This is a genomic window from Kitasatospora sp. NEAU-CNBT7, assembly GCF_057220535.1.
In genome coordinates, this window is sequence record NZ_JBXQQB010000061.1 from 1 (window position 1) to 16,154 (window position 16,154).

The 16,154-nt window shown below is 69.7% G+C and carries 20 protein-coding genes and 1 pseudogene; 13 read left to right on the forward strand and 8 right to left on the reverse strand.

The window, feature by feature from the left end; translation table 11 throughout:
- Positions 1-76 precede the first annotated feature (76 nt).
- The 5 genes from AC2TEW_RS36600 to AC2TEW_RS36620 all read left to right on the forward strand — a co-directional run bounded on the left by AC2TEW_RS36600 (position 77) and on the right by AC2TEW_RS36620 (position 5,466).
- Positions 77-1,519, forward strand: coding sequence for a recombinase family protein (locus AC2TEW_RS36600; protein WP_484624314.1), 1,443 nt, complete (start codon positions 77-79; stop codon positions 1,517-1,519).
- Between the two features lie 1,051 nt (positions 1,520-2,570).
- Positions 2,571-2,846 carry a hypothetical protein gene (locus AC2TEW_RS36605; RefSeq protein WP_484624313.1) on the forward strand — a complete coding sequence of 92 codons (276 nt, stop codon included), beginning with the start codon at positions 2,571-2,573 and terminating at the stop codon, positions 2,844-2,846.
- A gap of 131 nt (positions 2,847-2,977) precedes the next feature.
- Positions 2,978-3,226: a hypothetical protein gene (locus tag AC2TEW_RS36610; protein WP_484624312.1), complete on the forward strand. Its 249-nt coding sequence runs from the start codon at positions 2,978-2,980 to the stop codon at positions 3,224-3,226.
- 2 nt (positions 3,227-3,228) lie between these two features.
- Positions 3,229-3,726: a hypothetical protein gene (locus AC2TEW_RS36615; RefSeq protein ID WP_484624311.1), complete on the forward strand. Its 498-nt coding sequence runs from the start codon at positions 3,229-3,231 to the stop codon at positions 3,724-3,726.
- A gap of 1,245 nt (positions 3,727-4,971) precedes the next feature.
- On the forward strand, positions 4,972-5,466 hold the full coding sequence (locus AC2TEW_RS36620; RefSeq protein ID WP_484624310.1) for a phage terminase small subunit P27 family: 495 nt from the start codon (positions 4,972-4,974) through the stop codon (positions 5,464-5,466).
- Positions 5,467-5,547: 81 nt separating this feature from the next.
- On the opposite strand, the gene AC2TEW_RS36625 is transcribed toward AC2TEW_RS36620, so the two are convergent.
- Together AC2TEW_RS36625 and AC2TEW_RS36630 are read right to left on the reverse strand one after the other, a co-directional pair.
- Positions 5,548-6,018, reverse strand: coding sequence for an NUDIX domain-containing protein (locus tag AC2TEW_RS36625; protein ID WP_484624309.1), 471 nt, complete (start codon positions 6,016-6,018; stop codon positions 5,548-5,550).
- 4 nt (positions 6,019-6,022) lie between these two features.
- Positions 6,023-6,766 carry an XRE family transcriptional regulator gene (locus tag AC2TEW_RS36630; protein WP_484624308.1) on the reverse strand — a complete coding sequence of 248 codons (744 nt, stop codon included), beginning with the start codon at positions 6,764-6,766 and terminating at the stop codon, positions 6,023-6,025.
- A 149-nt stretch (positions 6,767-6,915) separates the two neighbouring features.
- Between AC2TEW_RS36630 and AC2TEW_RS36635 the strand changes: the two genes are divergently transcribed.
- From AC2TEW_RS36635 to AC2TEW_RS36660, 6 genes are all read left to right on the forward strand, one after another.
- Entirely contained in the window at positions 6,916-7,173 is a 258-nt protein-coding gene (locus AC2TEW_RS36635; RefSeq protein WP_484624307.1) for a hypothetical protein, read from the forward strand.
- A gap of 364 nt (positions 7,174-7,537) precedes the next feature.
- Positions 7,538-7,804: a DUF7848 domain-containing protein gene (locus tag AC2TEW_RS36640; RefSeq protein ID WP_484624306.1), complete on the forward strand. Its 267-nt coding sequence runs from the start codon at positions 7,538-7,540 to the stop codon at positions 7,802-7,804.
- On the forward strand, positions 7,801-7,935 hold the full coding sequence (locus AC2TEW_RS36645; RefSeq protein ID WP_484624305.1) for a hypothetical protein: 135 nt from the start codon (positions 7,801-7,803) through the stop codon (positions 7,933-7,935). Before AC2TEW_RS36640 ends, AC2TEW_RS36645 begins: the two co-directional genes overlap by 4 nt.
- Before the next feature lie 258 nt (positions 7,936-8,193).
- Positions 8,194-8,373: a hypothetical protein gene (locus tag AC2TEW_RS36650; RefSeq protein WP_484624304.1), complete on the forward strand. Its 180-nt coding sequence runs from the start codon at positions 8,194-8,196 to the stop codon at positions 8,371-8,373.
- A 3-nt stretch (positions 8,374-8,376) separates the two neighbouring features.
- On the forward strand, positions 8,377-9,549 hold the full coding sequence (locus AC2TEW_RS36655; protein WP_484624303.1) for a methyltransferase domain-containing protein: 1,173 nt from the start codon (positions 8,377-8,379) through the stop codon (positions 9,547-9,549).
- A gap of 121 nt (positions 9,550-9,670) precedes the next feature.
- Complete coding sequence (locus AC2TEW_RS36660) at positions 9,671-9,859, forward strand: hypothetical protein (protein ID WP_484624302.1); 189 nt, start codon at positions 9,671-9,673, stop codon at positions 9,857-9,859.
- Positions 9,860-9,952: 93 nt separating this feature from the next.
- On the opposite strand, the pseudogene AC2TEW_RS36665 reads toward AC2TEW_RS36660, so the two are convergent.
- Positions 9,953-10,144, reverse strand: a pseudogene (locus AC2TEW_RS36665) (transcriptional regulator); the annotation flags it as partial.
- A gap of 125 nt (positions 10,145-10,269) precedes the next feature.
- Between AC2TEW_RS36665 and AC2TEW_RS36670 the strand changes: the two are divergent.
- Positions 10,270-11,289 (forward strand): hypothetical protein, encoded by a 1,020-nt coding sequence (locus tag AC2TEW_RS36670; protein ID WP_484627580.1) that lies wholly within the window; start codon positions 10,270-10,272, stop codon positions 11,287-11,289.
- Between the two features lie 32 nt (positions 11,290-11,321).
- Here the strand turns inward: AC2TEW_RS36670 and AC2TEW_RS36675 are convergent, their stop codons facing one another.
- Positions 11,322-11,777, reverse strand: a complete 456-nt coding sequence (locus AC2TEW_RS36675) for an RICIN domain-containing protein (protein WP_484627581.1) — start codon at positions 11,775-11,777, stop codon at positions 11,322-11,324.
- A gap of 95 nt (positions 11,778-11,872) precedes the next feature.
- On the opposite strand from AC2TEW_RS36675, the gene AC2TEW_RS36680 reads away from it, so the two are divergent.
- The gene (locus AC2TEW_RS36680; RefSeq protein WP_484627582.1) at positions 11,873-12,382 is read left to right on the forward strand and encodes a hypothetical protein; all 510 of its coding nucleotides are present in this window, start codon (positions 11,873-11,875) and stop codon (positions 12,380-12,382) included.
- Between the two features lie 170 nt (positions 12,383-12,552).
- Here AC2TEW_RS36680 and AC2TEW_RS36685 read toward each other — a convergent pair whose 3' ends face one another.
- The 4 genes from AC2TEW_RS36685 to AC2TEW_RS36700 all read right to left on the reverse strand — a co-directional run.
- Positions 12,553-13,287 carry a sirohydrochlorin chelatase gene (locus AC2TEW_RS36685; RefSeq protein WP_484627586.1) on the reverse strand — a complete coding sequence of 245 codons (735 nt, stop codon included), beginning with the start codon at positions 13,285-13,287 and terminating at the stop codon, positions 12,553-12,555.
- 79 nt (positions 13,288-13,366) lie between these two features.
- Entirely contained in the window at positions 13,367-14,260 is an 894-nt protein-coding gene (locus AC2TEW_RS36690; protein ID WP_484627583.1) for an ABC transporter permease, read from the reverse strand.
- Positions 14,247-15,050: an ABC transporter ATP-binding protein gene (locus AC2TEW_RS36695; RefSeq protein WP_484627584.1), complete on the reverse strand. Its 804-nt coding sequence runs from the start codon at positions 15,048-15,050 to the stop codon at positions 14,247-14,249. The genes AC2TEW_RS36690 and AC2TEW_RS36695 overlap by 14 nt, the downstream gene beginning before the upstream one ends.
- Positions 15,051-15,185: 135 nt before the next feature.
- Positions 15,186-16,154 (reverse strand): aliphatic sulfonate ABC transporter substrate-binding protein (locus tag AC2TEW_RS36700; RefSeq protein WP_484627585.1); only part of this gene is annotated, 969 nt, incomplete at its 5' end.

Consider the following 16,154-nt stretch of genomic DNA (forward strand, 5'->3'; position numbering starts at 1 on the left):
CCCTGCTCCAGGGAAGTGCACACCCGTCGGGTTATTTCCCTGGAGATTCGAACAGATGACCACTACCGTGCGACCGATGAGCACAACCGCGCTGGTCCCCGCCACGTTCCACCCTGAGATCCGGATTGCGATCAGCCTGCGTCTGTCCCGTGCGGACGACGCCTCTACCTCGCTGGACGTGCAGCGCAAGGCGTGCCACGACTCCATCCGGGCCGCCGGGCACGACCCGTCCAAGGCGGTCGAGTTCATCGACTACGGCGTGTCCGGCGCTACGCCGCTCACCGACCGCGAGGGCATGTCGGAACTCATGGCCTACCAGCCCACCCACGTGTGGGCGTGGAAGCTGGACCGCTACAGCCGTAGCGTGCGGGAGTTCCTGCACCTGGTCGAGTGGGCGGAGACCCCGAACAAGCGCGTGATCCTGGCCACGGCGGACGGCTCGCTGAACACGGGCACCCCCGGCGGACGCCTGATCGCGCTCATCCTGGTGGCGCTCGCGGAGTGGGAACGCCAGATGATGACCGAGCGCATCCTTGCCGCCCACCAGGAGCGGCGGGAACAGGGTCGGTGGATCTCCGGGTTCGCGCCGTTCCCGTTCATGACCGTGCGCGAGAACCCGAAGGCCCCGGCCTACCTGGACGCGGACAGCGAGATGATCCCGCTGGTCATCAAGGCAGTTGGGGAGTTGCTGGCGGGCGGAACGCTGGCGAGCACGTCCAAGCCGCTGCCGATCGGCCGCCAGCAGTGGAAGAAGCTACTGTCCGGCGTGACGCTGCGCGGGTGGCGCAAGCACAAGGGCGAGCTGATCGTGAAGGACGACGGGGTCACCCCGGTGCAGTTCGCCCCGGAGGTGCTGGACGCAGTGACCTTTGCGCGGGTGCAGCAGCGACTCAAGGAGCTTGCCCGCACGGAGAACGCACCCCGCTCGGACGCCCCATTCCTGGCCGGGTTCGTCGTCTGCGCGCAGGCCTGCGGCTTCAACGGCGGCAAGTCGAGCAAGAAGAAGGCTCTGTACAAGTGCGAGAACGGGCACGGGTCGATCATGGCGAGCATCCTTGAGCCCATGGTGGACGCCGCGTTCTGCGAGCGGTTCGGCGGCGAGCAACTGATGCGCGCCGTTCACACGGGCGGCATCGACCACTCCGGCGCGCTCGCCGATCTCGCGGCGTCTCAGAATCGGGTGATCGCTGCCATTGCCAAGGTCGAGGGTCCCGCGCTCGAAGCGTTGACCGCCAAGCTGACCGAGATCACCGAGAGCACGGCGCGGCTCACGGCCGAACACGACCCGACCGTGACCACCACGTACGTGCCGCTCGACTCCACCCTGTACGACGCGTGGGAGGGCAGCGACGAAGAGACTCAGCGCGTCCACCTCGCCGAGAAGGGGCTTCGGGTCACGATCCACCCGCAGGGCACACCCGGCGGGCGTGTCACGATCGAGTGGAGCAAGCCCCCGAGGGAGAAGCGCAAGCCCACCCGGCCGGTCACGGTCGCGGAGCGCCGCGCAATAGCCGCCTGACGGCCCGTACGGCGAAGCCAGAGCCCCGGCAGGTCCCACGAAGACCGCCGGGGCTCTTTCGTGCCCGCAGCAGGCCGCTCAGGGGCTCGCCGGTCAGCGGCGGGACCTCGGGTGACGTGGTGACGGTTCTCGGGCTTGTTCTGGTTCTCTCTGACATGTCTAGAGAGAACTGAAATCCGCCTCTCAACCGTCACCACGTCACCTCGCCGTGCCGGAGCAGCGCGGTGGGACCGCCAGGGTGACGGGGTGACGTTTGAGGCGGTGGTTCTGGTTTCTCTTAGATCCCGCGCAGAGAAGAGAACCCAGAATCACCCCGCTGAACGTCACCCCGTCACCTGCGTTGGTCGAGACGCGCACGGGCGCCGCCGCCGTGGCGGGCGGACGCGGACGGAAGATCTGCTCTCCCTAACCAGTGAGAGGCAGGAAGCAGCGTGTAGGAAATTTCTGGTCCCCCAACATGATGGGCCCGCGCTGTGCCGCCTGCGGGGCACACCTTGCCTCCCGGACTTCGGAGCCAGCGTGGCGGAGGTGACGGCGAGGGCTTCGCCGGCTGAGCGTCACAGGGGCGCTGACCTGGGAGTTGTGATGAGTGACGCCCTGGATGCCAAGTCAGGTATCCCTATGGAAGTCCTAAGGGGATAGCCGCCGGACCGCTTCGACCGTCATTCGTCACGTCGCCAAGTGAGACGCAGATCACATGTCCGAGATTGCCCGAATGCCCCAATATGCGGGCCATCTGCCCACTCTCCACAGCAGTAGAGGGAGAAACCGTCGGTCCCTACAAGCCCGGCGAGGGGAATTCGTCCCCCTCTCCTATCTTCGGGCCCTCGGCGTATCAGTCATGGCAACCAGGAATCCCGTGCACTCAAGTACCCGTGCGATCCCGGCCCAAGGAATCCCTCCCCGTCCACTACAGGGTGAGAGAGGAATCGTCCCTCCCTACTTGGGGCAGGACAAGCAATCGTCCCGCCCCACGTGGAAGCAAGGGACGCGCGACGACCGAGCAGACCCCACTGTCCGCCCAACCACCAACAGCCTTGGAGGCTTCGAGATGAACACCGACCACGCCCGTGCGCTTGAGCTGATCCGCAGCGCAGAGGCGATCGTTCTGCGGGCCCTGTCCGGCGATGCGGCGGCAGCCGGCGAAGCGCACCGCCAGGCCACCGAAGCCGCGCGCCTGCTGGCACCCACCCGGGACGGCGGTCCCTGCCAGCGCGAGGGCTGCCCCAACCGGGTCGTCAACCGCACGATCGGACGCCGCCGCCTCTACTGCTGCGACGCATGCCAGCAGGCCGCGTACTGGGCCCGCAAGGCGGACGCCGCGTAGCCGCCCCACCGAACATACGCACGTGAGTATGTCGGCACGTTGAACACCGTCACGTGACGATCTTCGCCCCTCCCGACCCGGGCAGGGGCTTTTCCATTCCACCCGACAGGTGGCCTACCGGAGGTAGCACCGTGATCGACCCTGGCAGCTTCGCCTACTCCTACGAGGACAGGGAGACCAAGAGGCTCCGTTTTCGCGCAGACGCTTTCCAGTACAGCGCCGCTATGGAGCGGCTTGCCGAGATGAAGCGCGACCGCCCCGAGCAGTACGACCAGATGGGCGCTGTCGCTCACCTGTCGCTCGGCCACTACGAGGCCGCGAAGGCTGCCGCCGTGCAGCTCGGCCGCGACGTCTCCGCCCCTACCGATCGTGAGGTCTGACCATGAGCAACGACGTTTCCCGAGCCGCTGACAAGCTCGCCAAGCTGCGCGCACAGGCCGACCGGCTCGCTGGTCCAGTGGCGGATGCCGAAGCCGCCCTGGTGGCCGCCCAGGAGGCTGAGCAGGCCCGCCGCGCCGAGCGCGCCGCCGAGTACGACCGCACATTCCTCAAGACGTGGACGGCGCAGGCCAGCGAGCGGTCCGACCGGGGCAATGAGCTGCACGCGGAGTTCCTTGAACTCCTGTCCGCCGAGCCGTGGTTTCAGGCGTACGTCGCACACCGTGCCGAGCGGTACAAGCGCGAGAAGATCCTGACCGCCGCGCAGAGCGCACAGGCCCACCTCGGCGAGGCGCGAACTGTCCCCGAACAGCGCTGGTACGACCTGCGCATCATCGAGGACGTCACCAGCGCTGTGGACAATGCCGCTGCGGCAATCGGCGCGGCCTACGCCGAGGAACTGGACACAGCCCGGAACGCCTACATCGAAGCGGCGGACTGACATGGCCGTTGACGCACTTGACCCCGGCCCGGACGGAACCTATCCGCACTTCCCTCGGGATGCGCGGGGGCGGCCCGTGTGGTCGGATTCCCCAACCGGCCTGCCAGTGCTAAATGGTGGGGCGCCGATGCCGCGCGGAGTCCAGCAGATGCGCGACCCGAGGAACCCCGGCCGGCTGCTGGCCGTGGACGTGACGCCGAGGCGACAGGACGGCGAACCGATCAACCCGCCGGTCTTCCCTCCGGGCGCTCCGGCATGAGGCGCTGGTCCGACACACGGCCAACCATCCCGCCCGCCGCTCACCAAGTGGGAGAACGCGTGGACCTTGTATAGCACTTGCCGCCGGGAAAGACAGCGGCCGACTTCGGATCCTTGGCCGTCGGTCCCAGACTGGCTCACTTTCGCGCCCACCAGGCGGTGAACGCCGTACCTCCTGCTGCCGTTGCCGTGACGAGCCACGGAGGGATGCGCTGGATAGTCAAGTGGATTCCACCGAACCGAAGCTCGAAGGCAGGTCGGGGTGTGCGTTCAGGCATGGCTGCTCCGGTCCAGGTTCCGCACTGGATACGCGGTTCTCAATGGGGTCATCGACTACTCCATTGGAGCGACGAATCTCCGATATGGCAAACACTCGCGCCCGCGAGTACGCCGAATGGCGGGCGAAATCAGGCCGCCCTCTATCTTCCGTACCCGTCAATCCAACTGAAATACCCCAAGCGTAACTTGATGAGACAAAAGGTTCTTATGCCGCGTAGACCCCGCCCCCCGTGCTCAGTCCCGGGTTGCCCCGAGCTGACCACGGGCGGACGCTGCCCCGCTCATGAGCGCGAGGCGACCAGGAACCGCCAGACGCCAGGCGGCAGCGCGTACGGCCCGAACTGGCCCAGGGTTCGCCGGGCTTACCTCTACGCGAACTCGTGGTGCCTGCTGTGCGGGCGAGTCGCCACCGTGGCGGACCACTTCCCGAAATCCCGAAAGCAACTTATCGCGGACGGCGTTGCCAACCCGGATGTACCGCAATACCTGCGCCCATTGTGCACGCCGTGTCACAACAAAGAGACGGCGAGAAATCAGCCAGGCGGATGGGCTGCGGCAAACGTCAAGCCAATTCGCCGCTGACCCGACCCAGGCGGGGTGCCCCCTGAGTCGTCTGAGATTGCACGGCAGGGAGGCAAAAAACTCTCGCCGGAGCTGCGGCCGTTTTTGGCAGCCCGCCGTGCCCGCCACGGAATGCGAAAGGAGACCATGGCCGACCGATACCGACCGAAACCATCAGCCGCACGGGCCCGAGAGGGAAACCCGTCCAAGACCGAAATCAAAGAGGGGGTGATTGTCCCGCGCGCCGTCCTCGCTGAACCCAACTGGCGAGAGATCTTCAAGGACTCACCGGCCACCGAGACGCAGCAAGCGAACATCCGGTGCAGGGAAGTCGCGTCCGCCGAGTGGCGGCGCGTCGTGCCGATCCTCGAAGTTGCCGCCGGTCTCGGCGAAGTGGATCACTCGACCGTCAAGGATCTGTGCGTCTGCGTCGCCCGGATCGACCAGGCCGAGCGGGACCTGTCGACACGCGGGCTCATGGTCACCGCCGAACGCGGCACAGTGAAGAACGGCGCTGCCACCATCGCAGCACAGTACCGATCCCAACTCTCCCGCTATATACGAGAGTTGGGGCTATCGCCGAGTGCTCGGGTGGCGATTGCCCCGCCGGAGTCCGGCGACGACTCCGATATCTGGGACTGACCGGTCCCGAGCACCATGACGGCCCCCGTCCCTTCCTCCCTCAGCGGGTGGTTGGGGCGGGGGCCCTTCGTCGTCCGCGCCCTACCCCAGGTAGGGAGTCGCCCGGTGCTCAAGGAAGTGCCGAAGCCGGAGTTGCTGGGTGTGGTGCATCGGCAGGTCGCCGATGTCGTCCGGAGCTACGAACTGGAGATCGGTCGACTCGTCGGAGATCCGGAGTTCACCGCCCGTGATACGCGCGGTGAAACAAACATTGAACTGTTGCCGCACCTCGCCATCCGAGTAGGAGATCACGTGTCGGGGATCGGTGTACGTGCCGACGAGTCCAGTGATCTCCACATCAAGGCCGGTCTCTTCGCGGACCTCCCGAATCGCCGTTCCCGGAAGAGACTCACCAAGATCCATCGTGCCGCCCGGCAGCGCGTACAGACCATTGTCGGTGCGCCGTTGGAGCAGGACGCGCCCTTCGTCATCCGTCACCACTGCGGACGCTGCCACCACCAGCCGGTTTGGCATGGGCGCGTTGGGATCGTCGTAGAACTCGGTGCGTGCCACGTGATCAGCTCTCCTCAACCGGCAGGGCGGCGTTCCACACTGCGTCGAAGCTCGCAGCATAGGTGTCAAACAGCGTCCCTGCCCCGGTTCGGCGCAGGTGCCAGACCGGCGCTCCGAAGGCGTTGACCCCCCACACATGGGCGTTTACCAGCACCTGGTCATCTGCGCGGTAGAGGCTGTTGTAGAGCGTGGTTCCGTGGGTGCGGATCTCGATGCCGGGCGTGCCGAGCAGCGGGCGGTAGTGCATGAGGGCGAGCCTGCACCGGGACTCGATGCCGTGGCCGAACCTCTCTTCTTCCCCGCGTTGCTTGACGTTCTCACTGTCGGCGGCGCCGAGGGCGATCCGGACCACGCATCCTTCGGCGGCGCGCTCACGAAGTAGATCGTTAAGCCGGGGATACGCCTCGTGAAGGAATACGGCAGCGTAGACCAGCACGTCGATGCGCTCCGTGGCCTTTCCGAGCAAGTCCACGAAGACGGATACCGGTAGATCGGCTCGCTGTTCGTACAGGGCGACCAGTTCAGGGCTTATCGCGCGTGCGGCGCGCGGCTGCCGCAGACTCGGCCACAGTGCGAACATGTCTTCTCCGAGGGCTTCGGCAGCCAAGCGGGCTGTACCTAACCGAGGCGTGCGGTTCTGATTGGCCCACCGCTCAACCGACTTGGTGTCCACGCCGGCTCTCTCGGCCAGGGCTGAACACGTCCAACCTCCCGACGCCATAACGTCTTTCAGTCTCTCGTTCGGCATCTCGTTTGTCTCCCCACACATCACGGACCTTTTGTAGGGACGTTCTACCGCACGAGGGACGTTCTGAAGTGTCCTTTGAGCGAGGTTCCACCGTCCCGGGTGACTGCCAGATCTTGGTGTCAACTCGGCGGAGGAGAGGAGCGGGGCCGATGGCGACGCGCAGGACGACCCGAGGGGCGATCTACCTACCCAAGGTCGGAGAGGTGGTCCGGGACCGCGCCCACCAGGGCGCGGAGGGCACCTACATGGGCACCGTGGGCGGCATGGTCTATCTCCGCCCCCGAGGGGGTGGGAAGGAGTGGGAGACCTACCCGACCGAGATCGAAGCTTTGCCGGGTGTGCCGGAGCTGATCCCTGTCATGCATCCGAGCGCCCCGCGCCGGGCGCCGGAGCTGATCGGGTCGTGAGGCCCTCTCGCCTGGTCATCATGGGTCGTGTGCTCCGGGCGCTGGTGACCGAACCGCGTAACACGGTCGCTTGGATGTGGGGTGCCCACATCCAATTCGCTTGGCCTGTAACGATGTTCAGTCCCTACCGAAGGACGCTTGCCCGGCGGATGAAGCTCCGCCGGAAGCTCGACCAGCAGATGCGCACTTGCGCCCGACTATCCACCGGCGGCGCTGATGCCTGATCCCTATGAGTCACCAGTGTTCGGCATCGGCGGCCTCTGGGCGGGCCAGCGCCGGGCCCGGACCGGGCTGCCCCCGCCTGTTCCGTGGTGGGCGCAGGGGCGGCCCGTGTGGGCCCCGGAGAACGAGGAAAGGCGCGCCTGTGGCGGTTCGCAAGCGGTACCGGTTTCTGAACTGGACCGTCACTCACGACAGCGCGCCCGACGCGCCCCCGACATGGCACATGTTCCGGTGTCTCGGGGAGGACGAGGACGGCAAGCCGTGCGGCGCGGAAGGGCCCGTGATCGAGGACTTCCAGGAAGCGCAGCGCTGGCCGTTCGAGCACCTGCGGGAACATCAGGACCACCGCAGCTTCGCGCATGTCGCCGAGGTGCCGTGGCTGATGATCCCCGAGGAGGAACCGTCGTGACCGGAGCCGACCAGGACGAGTATCGGCGCGCCCGGAGCGAGCCGGTCAGCCGGCGGGCCGCTTACGGGGTGTCGGTGGCTGCTGTGGTGCTGCTCGCGGTGACGTTGCTCGCGCTGGCCCGGCCGCACTGACTCAAGACTCCCGCTCCGGCCGTCATCCCTGGCAGGCAGCCGACCGGAGCGGGCTCCGCAACACCGCACGACCCGGACACCGACCGGCGGTCCGGCCCGACACGATGTGAGGAGTTACCAGTATGAGTACTCCGACCGAGCGCCCGCCGGGCGACACCGGACCCGGTACCACGCAGGGCACGGCGCGAAGCTGCGCGCGGCCCCGGCAGCGCACCAACTAGCGGCACCAACTAACCGACAGAAGACAGGAGTTCACGCATGGCATGGGGTAGGAGCAGCGGCGGGAGCGGCGGGGGCGGCAAGCACGGCGGGGGTTCCGGCTCCGGCTCGGGCGGCAGTCAGCAGGACGACTCCAGCAGCGGCAACAAGCACGGCGGTGGCGGGTCGGACGAGGGTGGTAACACCTCGGACGGCCAGGGTCCGGCGACGGGCCGCTAACCGGTGAGCAGCGAGCACGAAGCGGAGGCCGGTCGGACCCGGCTGGCCTCCGCGCTCATCGCCAACGGGTCATTGACTACGGACTGGCTGCCTGCCTACAACGCCGTGCCGCGTCACCTGTTCGTGCCTGACACGATCTGGCCGGGACAGGCGGACGGTGTGCGCCAGGGCGAGGCGATCAACAAGAGCATCAACCCCGCCGAGTGGTGGAACGCTGTCTACTCGGATGTACCGCTCACCACACAGTGGGACGACGGAGAGCATGCGGGCAGCACGCGCGGCACCATGCCCACGTCGTCCAGCAGCATGCCCACCATGGTGTTCTCGATGCTCAATGCCCTCAGCGTCGAGGACGGCAACACGGTGATGGAGATCGGCACCGGAACCGGCTGGAATGCCGCTCTCCTGTCCCACCACCTCGGGTCGGGCAGCGTCGTCACCGTCGAGGTGGACGAAGACAGCGCGGCCAGCGCGCAACGCCGCCTCGCCCGTGCTGGGTACTCGCCCGTGCCCGTGGTCGGGGACGGGGCAGAGGGGTACCCGAAGGCGGCACCGTACGACCGGATCATTGCCACCTGTTCGGTCGGGAGCCTGCCGTACACGTGGGTCGAGCAGTCACGGTCCGGCGGGGTGGTCGTCGCGCCGTGGGGCCCGGAGTACGGCGGCGAAGCAATCGTCCGGCTCGCGGTCGGCGACGACGGGAAGGCATCCGGACGGTTCGTCGGGTCATCAGCGTTCATGCGGCTCCGGCAGCAGCGCACCGACCAGCCGAACAGCCTTGCCTACCTTTCGGCGCCTTGGCCGGCTGACGGGGTTGCGTCCTCAACTTCACTATCCCCGGAGCTACTTGGTGGATGGCAGGAGATGTTCGCCATCGGGGTTCAGGTGCCCGGCGCGTTTCCCCTGATCGAGCGGTACGACGACGGGTCTTACACGCTGTGGCTGCACGACACGGCCGTCACGTCGTGGGCTACGGCCGACTGGGAGCCCGACAGAGAACGCTACGAGGTGGTGCAGTCCGGCCCCCGCAGCCTCTGGGGCGAAGTGTCCACCGCATGGCACTGGTGGGACGACCAGGGCCGCCCCGGGTTCAACCGCTTCGGGCTCACGATCACCCCGGACGGCCACACCGTGTGGCTCGACAGCCCGGACAACCCGGTGCCCACCCGAGCCTGACCCCGTACGCGCAGAGCCCCGACCCCTGATCCCGGTAGCAGCGGAACCAACATCAGGGTCGGGGCGTCGGCGCAGAATTCGGCAGGCGGGCGAGGGCAGTGTGACGGTAGTCTCATCTGCCATGGCTGACTCTCTCAACATCGAACGGTCCTCCGGCTTCGACGACGCCGACAACCTCGTGATCGAGATCCCTGCAAGCGTTTGGGCCACGCTGAACTCTGAGAACGAGTGGGAAGGGAACGAGGCGGACGGCGAGGTGACCTCCGGGTCGCTGAATCTCTGGAAGGTGAAGATCCGGATCGGAGGCTGACACCGGCCCTTCTGGCCCCGCCCTCTACTGGCCCTTGCTGGCTGGGGCGGGGCTTCGTGCTGCTCAGGCGGATGCCACTCCCCGAGTATCCCGAGGGGTGTACGGTTCGAGCCAGGTGTACCAGGTCACCCCGACCCCGGCGAGCACCGCCAGCTCCTCCCGCCGCAGCCCCGGCGTCCGGCGGCGCACCCCGGGCGCCATCCCGACCTCCGCCGGGGTCAGCCGCGCCCGGCGGGTCCGCAGAAAACTCGACAGCGCCTCCCGGCGCACCTCCGTACCGGTCATACCATCCCCCTGGTCAACCTGTTCCTGGTAGCCGGACTACCAGTATCGCCACGCACTGCCGGGCAACCCGGCCCGCGCGGAAGCTGAGTGCGGACGAACCGCCGGTTCGTCAGATCCTCGCACCGATGGGACAACAGATGAGCACCCGTCCGATCCGGGCCGCACTGGTCGCCGCAGCCACCGCCGCCCTGCTCGCCGGCGCGGCCCTGCCCGCCGCCGCCGACACCCACCACCCCCGCTACCCGGCGCTGCTGACCGGACACGGCGACACCCTGATCCCCGAGGGCGCCACCTGGGACCCGCTGCACGGCCGCTTCCTGGTCGGCTCGCTGCGCCACGGCACCGTCCAGAGCGTCGCCCCGGACGGCTCCACCCGCACCCTGGTCGACGACCCCGACCTGGTGACCGTGGTCGGCCTGCACGTCGACGCCGCCCGCGGCCGCGTCCTGCTGGCCGACTCCGACACCGGCGGCTCGGTGCGCTCCACCCCCGGCACCACCTACCGGCGGGCCTGGGTCGGCGCGTACGACCTGACCACCGGACGCCGCCTGTTCCACGTCGACCTGGCCGCCGTCGCCGGCGACGGCGGGCCGCACGTCGCCAACGACCTCGCCTTCGGCCCCGACGGCACCGCGTACGTCACCGACTCCATGGCGCCGGTGGTCTACCGGGTCGGCGTCGACGGCAGCGCCTCCGTCCTGGTCCGCGACGACCGACTGGCCGGCCCCGCCGGGACCTTCGGCCTGAACGGCATCGTCCGCACGGGCGACACCCTGGTGGTGGGCCACTACCAGGGCGGGACGCTGTGGCGGATCCCGCTGTCCCGGCCGTCCGCCGTCGAGCAGATCCGGGTCACCGGGGCCGACGGACGCCTGGTCGGCCTGGACGGCCTGCTCGCCCGCCCCGACGGCGCCGTCCTCGGCGTCACCAACCGCGTCGGCGGCACCGGACACGACGCCGAGGTCGAACTCCGCTCGTCCGACGGCTGGCACACCGCCCGCCTGACCGCGGTGCGGCCCTCCGCGGACATCGCGCCCACCGCGCTGACCCCGGGACCCGACGGCCGGATCTACCAGCTCTCCGGCCGGGTCGACCTGGCTGTCCAGGGCACCCTGCTCGACGAGTTCACCCTGCGCCGGGTGTGAGCCGGCCCCGGCCCGACGGCGACCGCCCGCCGTCAGGCCGGCTCCAGGCGCCACCACTGGGCGGGCGTGTCGGTGTCCTCCCACTGCCGCACCGAACCGTCCTCGGCGGCCTCCATCACCTTCCCGCTGACGAAGGCGGTCACCGTGAACGTGCCGGGGGCGTCCACATGCCGCTCGAACAGCCACTCCTGGGCGCCGAACGCGTTGGCCGACCACTGCTGCAGCGGCACCCCGTCCTCCGTCCTGGCCCCCTTCACGTCCAGCCGCTTGCCGCTCACCGCGTTCTCCAGGTGGCACAGCCCCGAACCCGGGTGCACCGCCGAGACCCGCCACACCTGCGCCTCGCTGCCGTCGTCCGGCGCGTGCCGCACCTTGGCGCCGTGCCGGTTGCTGCCGCCGGCCACCTCCAGCAGCAGCCCGCTGCCGACGTTGCGCAGCCGGTACCGGCCGTCCGCCACCGGTCCGCGCCGCTGCGCCGCCCGTCCCATCGCCCCGACCCCGCCATCCTCGCCCTGATCCGCCGCGACCCACCGTACGCCCGGGCGCCGACGGACCGGGCCGGGCCCCGGCATAGGCTGGACCGATGGATCTCGGGGAGCGGCTGGACCGGCAGGAACGCGGGCTCGACACCCTGCTGGAGGCGCTCGGGCTGGAGTGGCAGGCCGAACCCGACGAGCGGGTGGCCAGGCTGGCCGAGCGGCAGCCGCACTACCCGCAGTACCACCGGATCGGGCACAAGCGGCAGACCGTCCGCCGGGCCCTGGAGGACGACCGGGCGGCGGCGGTGCGCCACTACGACCAGGTGCTGGCGGTACTGCTGCTCGACGACGACCCCAGCTCGCCGCGCTGGCTCACCGCGGCCCTGGTCGCGGCGGCCGACCGGCGGCGGGTCCTGGAGAGCCTGCTGCACGCCGCCGAGGCGGGGACCCCGGACCAGCGGCGCTGCGCGGCGCACGCCTGGCACTGGGCCGAGCCGCCCCTGCGCTACCCCAGCGAACAGGCCCGCCTGGAGGGCCGCCCCACCGCCACCAGCCGCGCGGAGCGCGACGCGGTCGCCGACCTGGACCAGCGCTTCCGCGCCGCCACGGGCTGAACCGGGCGGCGCGGGTGGATCGCTCGAGGCGAGGAGTGCCGTACGTCCCCTCACCGGCCCGGCGACCTCGGCCCGACGCCGAACGGGGGGTTCGGTCACCGACGGCTGTCGCACCGAGTACCAGCACCGCAGGGCGTCCTGAGCCGGGTGCCGGGGGCCCGGCCCGGGGGTCAGGCGCTGAGGGCCGGGTGCGTCCGGGGGGCGGCTGCGGCGTCGTCGTAGCGGTGCAGCAGCAGGGCGGCGATCTCCGGGGCGGCGCCGAGGACGTCGGCGGTGAGGTCGGCGCCGCAGGCGGTGGCCGCGGCGGTGATCCGGTCCGGGAGCAGGCCGGGGGCCAGCAGGTACGGCGCGACCGCGACCCGTTCGACGCCGGGGGCCGCGCGCAGGGCCGCGACCGCGTCCGGGACGTGCGGCGGGACGGCCGAGGCGTGGGCGGTCCGGACGGCGGCCCAGCCGCGGGTGCGGCGCCACAACTCGGCCACCGCGAGGGTGGCCGCGTTGGCGGCCGGGTCCGAGGAGCCGGCCGCGGCCAGCACCACGCCGGTCCGCGCCCGGACGGCGGCCGAACCGACGGCCAGCCCGGCCTCGGCGAGCCGCCGGTCGAGGGCGTCCAGCAGCAGCGGGGACGGGCCCAGCACCTCCGCCACCGGCAGGTCGGCGCCGGCGGCCCGCAGCGCGGCCGGGATGTCGCTCTTCGCGTGGAAGGCCCGCCCGAGCAGCAGCGGTACGGCGACCGCGGCCCGGCCGCCGAGCCGGCCGGCCACCTGTGGGATCCGCGGCGCGCAGTGGTCCAGGTACGCGGTGGCCACCTCCAGCGACGGGCGGGCCGCCCGCACCAGGGCCACCAGCGCGTCGACCGTCGCGGCGTGCCGCGGGTCCCGGCTGCCGTGGGCGATCAGGACCATGACCGGGCCGCCCGCCGCCGGACGGGCGGGGCGGGTGCGGGGGAGGGCGGTCAGCCGGCCATGGGTCATCGCGGGGGCCTCAGCGGGTGGTGACGAGCAGGCCGCGGCTGCGCAGCACGCGGCGTTCGATCGGGGAGAAGATCAGTAGGTCGATGGCGACGCCGACGACCAGGATCAGGATGATGCCGAGGAGGACGCCCGACATGTCGGAGAATTCGCGTTGGTTCTCGAGGTAGCGGCCGAGGCCGACGCCGAGGTCGGGGGAGGCGGCGATGAGTTCGGCGGCCATCAGGGAGCGCCAGGAGAAGGCCCAGCCCTGTTTGAGGCCGGCGAGGTAGCCGGGGAGGGCGGCGGGCAGCAGGACGTGGCGGGCGCCGGCGAGGCCGGTGGCGCCGAGGGTGCGGCCGGCCCGCAGGTAGATCGGCGGGACCTGGTCGATGCCGGAGATCAGGCCGTTGGCGATGGAGGGGACGGCGCCGAGCAGGATGACGGCGTACATGGCCGAGTTGTTGATGCCGAGCCAGATCACGGCGGCCGGGACCCAGGCGACCGAGGGCAGTGACTGCAGGCCGGAGAGCACCGGGCCGAGTGCGGCGCGGATCGGCTTGACCCGGGCGACCAGCAGGCCGATCGGGGTGCCGATGGCGACGGCGGCGAGGAAGCCGGACAGGCCGCGCCACAGGCTGGTCCAGATGATCGAGAAGAGTGTGCCCGCGTACCAGAGCTTGGTCAGTGACTGCCAGACCTCGCCGGGGCTGGGGAGTTTGTCGGTGGTGGTGAGTTCCAGGGTGACGGCGAGTTGCCAGACGCCGAGGACCAGCAGGATGCCGAGGACCGGCGGCAGCACTTTCTGGCGCAGCGCCTGGGTGAGGGGGGTGCGTTGGATCTGGACGGTTTCGAGGGCGTCGAGGCCTGCTTCGACGGTGGCGGAGTCGGTGGGTTCCTTGGTGAGGGTGGTGTCAGTGTTGGACATGGCGGCGGATCTCCCCACGCAGTTCTTCGGTGATCTCGATGGACAGATCGGCGACGCCGGTGGATTCGATGCGGCGTGGCTGTGGCAGGTCGATGTGCCATTCGCGGGCGATCCGGCCGGGGCGGGAGGAGAGGAGGACGACGCGTTGGGCGAGGCGGACGGCCTCGCGGACGTTGTGGGTGACGAACAGGACGGTCAGTCGGCGTTCGGCCCAGATGCGGGTGATCTCGTCGTGGAGTACGTCGCGGGTGATGGCGTCGAGTGCGGCGAAGGGTTCGTCCATCAGGAGGACGTTGCCGCCCTGGGCGAGGGAGCGGGCGAGTGCGACGCGCTGGCGCATGCCGCCGGAGAGTTCGTGGATCCGTTTGCGGTGGGAGCCGCCGAGGCGGACCAGTTCCAGGAGGCGTTCGGCTTCGGGGCGGCGTCGGTCGCGGGGGACGCCTGCCAGGCGCAGGGCGAGTTCGATGTTCTTGCCGGCGGTGAGCCAGGGGAACAGTGCGTGGTCCTGGAACATCAGTGCGGGCCGTCCGCCGGGCACCTCGATGGTGCCGGAGGTCGGCCGGTCGAGCCCGGCGACCAGGTTGAGCAGGGTGGACTTGCCGCAGCCGGAGGCGCCGAGCAGGGTGACGAACTCGCCCGGGGCCACGTCCAGCGAGATGTCGTCCAGGACGGGCGCGGCGGTGCCGGGGCGGCCGAAGGTCTTGTGCACGTGCGAGAGCCGGACGGCCACGGGGCCGGCCGGGGACGCGGTAGCGGGGACGTCGTGCGAGGTGGTCAGTGCCGAGGTCATCCGGGCACCTCCTGCGTGGTCGGTCTGGCGTGGGCTTCGGGGAGCTGGGGCCGGGGCCCGGCCCCGCCCCGTCCTGTGATTGGGCATCGACCAGGACGGGGACGGGGCGCGGACCGCGGAGTCACGGGGCGGGGGTCACTTGACCCCGAGGCCGGCGTCCGCGACGGACGGCTGGCCCTTCTCCTTGAGCACCTTGTTGAGCAGGGTCAGGTCGTAGATGCCGTCCAGCACCGGCTTCTCCAGCAGGCCGGCCTTGACCGCGTGGTCGGCCTCGGCCTGGAAGGTGTTCGCCAGCGGGTCGTCCAGGAACTCGATGTCCTTCCACGCCGGGTCGAGGACGGCCGGCTCCAGGGCGTTGCCCGCGGCCGCCTTGATGGCGTCGTTGGCGTCGGCCTTGGCCTTGTCCGGGTTGGCCTTGATGAAGGCGTTGGTGTTCACCGAGCCGCGCAGCACGGCCTCCACCACGTCCGGGTGCTCCTTGAGGAACTTCTGAGAGACGATGATGTTGGTGATCACGAACTTGCCGTCCGGCCAGACCTGCTTCTCGTTCAGCAGTTCCTTGGCCCCGAGGGTGACCAGCTTGGAGGCGGTCGGCTCGGGCACCCAGGCGCCGTCGATGGAGCCGGACTTGTACGCGTCCGGCGTGACCTTGTTGTCCGAGCGGACCACCGAGACGTCGCCGGCGCCGGACTGCGCGTCGACCTTGTAGCCCTTCTCGGCCAGGTAGTTGAGCAGCGCCACGTCCTGGGTGTTGCCCAGCTGCGGGGTGGCGATCTTCTTGCCCTTGAGGTCGTCCAGGGTCTTGATCCTGTCGGGGTTGACGACCAGCTTCACCCCGCCGGAGGCGGAGCCGCCGATGACCCGCAGCGAGGTGCCCTTGGACTTGGTGAAGCCGTTGATGGCCGGGGAGGGGCCGATCCAGCCGATGTCGATCGAACCGGCGTTCAGCGCCTCGATCTCGGCCGGGCCGGCGTTGAAGATCTGGGTCTTGACCTGGGTCGCGCCCAGCTCCTTCTGGAACAGGCCCTCCTGCAGGCCGACCAGCGGGGTGCCGTGGGTCAGGTTGGCGAAGTAGCCGATCTTCACGGTGTCGGCGGACAGCTT

Excerpts from the sequence above, each read along its gene's own strand:
- AC2TEW_RS36600 (WP_484624314.1), top strand. The coding sequence starts at position 77 with ATGAGCACAACCGCGCTGGTCCCCGCCACGTTCCACCCTGAGATCCGG.
- AC2TEW_RS36605 (WP_484624313.1), top strand. The coding sequence starts at position 2,571 with ATGAACACCGACCACGCCCGTGCGCTTGAGCTGATCCGCAGCGCAGAG.
- AC2TEW_RS36615 (WP_484624311.1), top strand. The coding sequence starts at position 3,229 with ATGAGCAACGACGTTTCCCGAGCCGCTGACAAGCTCGCCAAGCTGCGC.
- AC2TEW_RS36620 (WP_484624310.1), top strand. The coding sequence starts at position 4,972 with ATGGCCGACCGATACCGACCGAAACCATCAGCCGCACGGGCCCGAGAG.
- AC2TEW_RS36630 (WP_484624308.1), bottom strand. The coding sequence starts at position 6,766 with ATGCCGAACGAGAGACTGAAAGACGTTATGGCGTCGGGAGGTTGGACG.
- AC2TEW_RS36635 (WP_484624307.1), top strand. The coding sequence starts at position 6,916 with ATGGCGACGCGCAGGACGACCCGAGGGGCGATCTACCTACCCAAGGTC.
- AC2TEW_RS36650 (WP_484624304.1), top strand. The coding sequence starts at position 8,194 with ATGGCATGGGGTAGGAGCAGCGGCGGGAGCGGCGGGGGCGGCAAGCAC.
- AC2TEW_RS36660 (WP_484624302.1), top strand. The coding sequence starts at position 9,671 with ATGGCTGACTCTCTCAACATCGAACGGTCCTCCGGCTTCGACGACGCC.
- AC2TEW_RS36670 (WP_484627580.1), top strand. The coding sequence starts at position 10,270 with ATGGGACAACAGATGAGCACCCGTCCGATCCGGGCCGCACTGGTCGCC.
- AC2TEW_RS36675 (WP_484627581.1), bottom strand. The coding sequence starts at position 11,777 with ATGGGACGGGCGGCGCAGCGGCGCGGACCGGTGGCGGACGGCCGGTAC.
- AC2TEW_RS36680 (WP_484627582.1), top strand. The coding sequence starts at position 11,873 with ATGGATCTCGGGGAGCGGCTGGACCGGCAGGAACGCGGGCTCGACACC.
- AC2TEW_RS36685 (WP_484627586.1), bottom strand. The coding sequence starts at position 13,287 with ATGGTCCTGATCGCCCACGGCAGCCGGGACCCGCGGCACGCCGCGACG.
- AC2TEW_RS36690 (WP_484627583.1), bottom strand. The coding sequence starts at position 14,260 with ATGTCCAACACTGACACCACCCTCACCAAGGAACCCACCGACTCCGCC.
- AC2TEW_RS36695 (WP_484627584.1), bottom strand. The coding sequence starts at position 15,050 with ATGACCTCGGCACTGACCACCTCGCACGACGTCCCCGCTACCGCGTCC.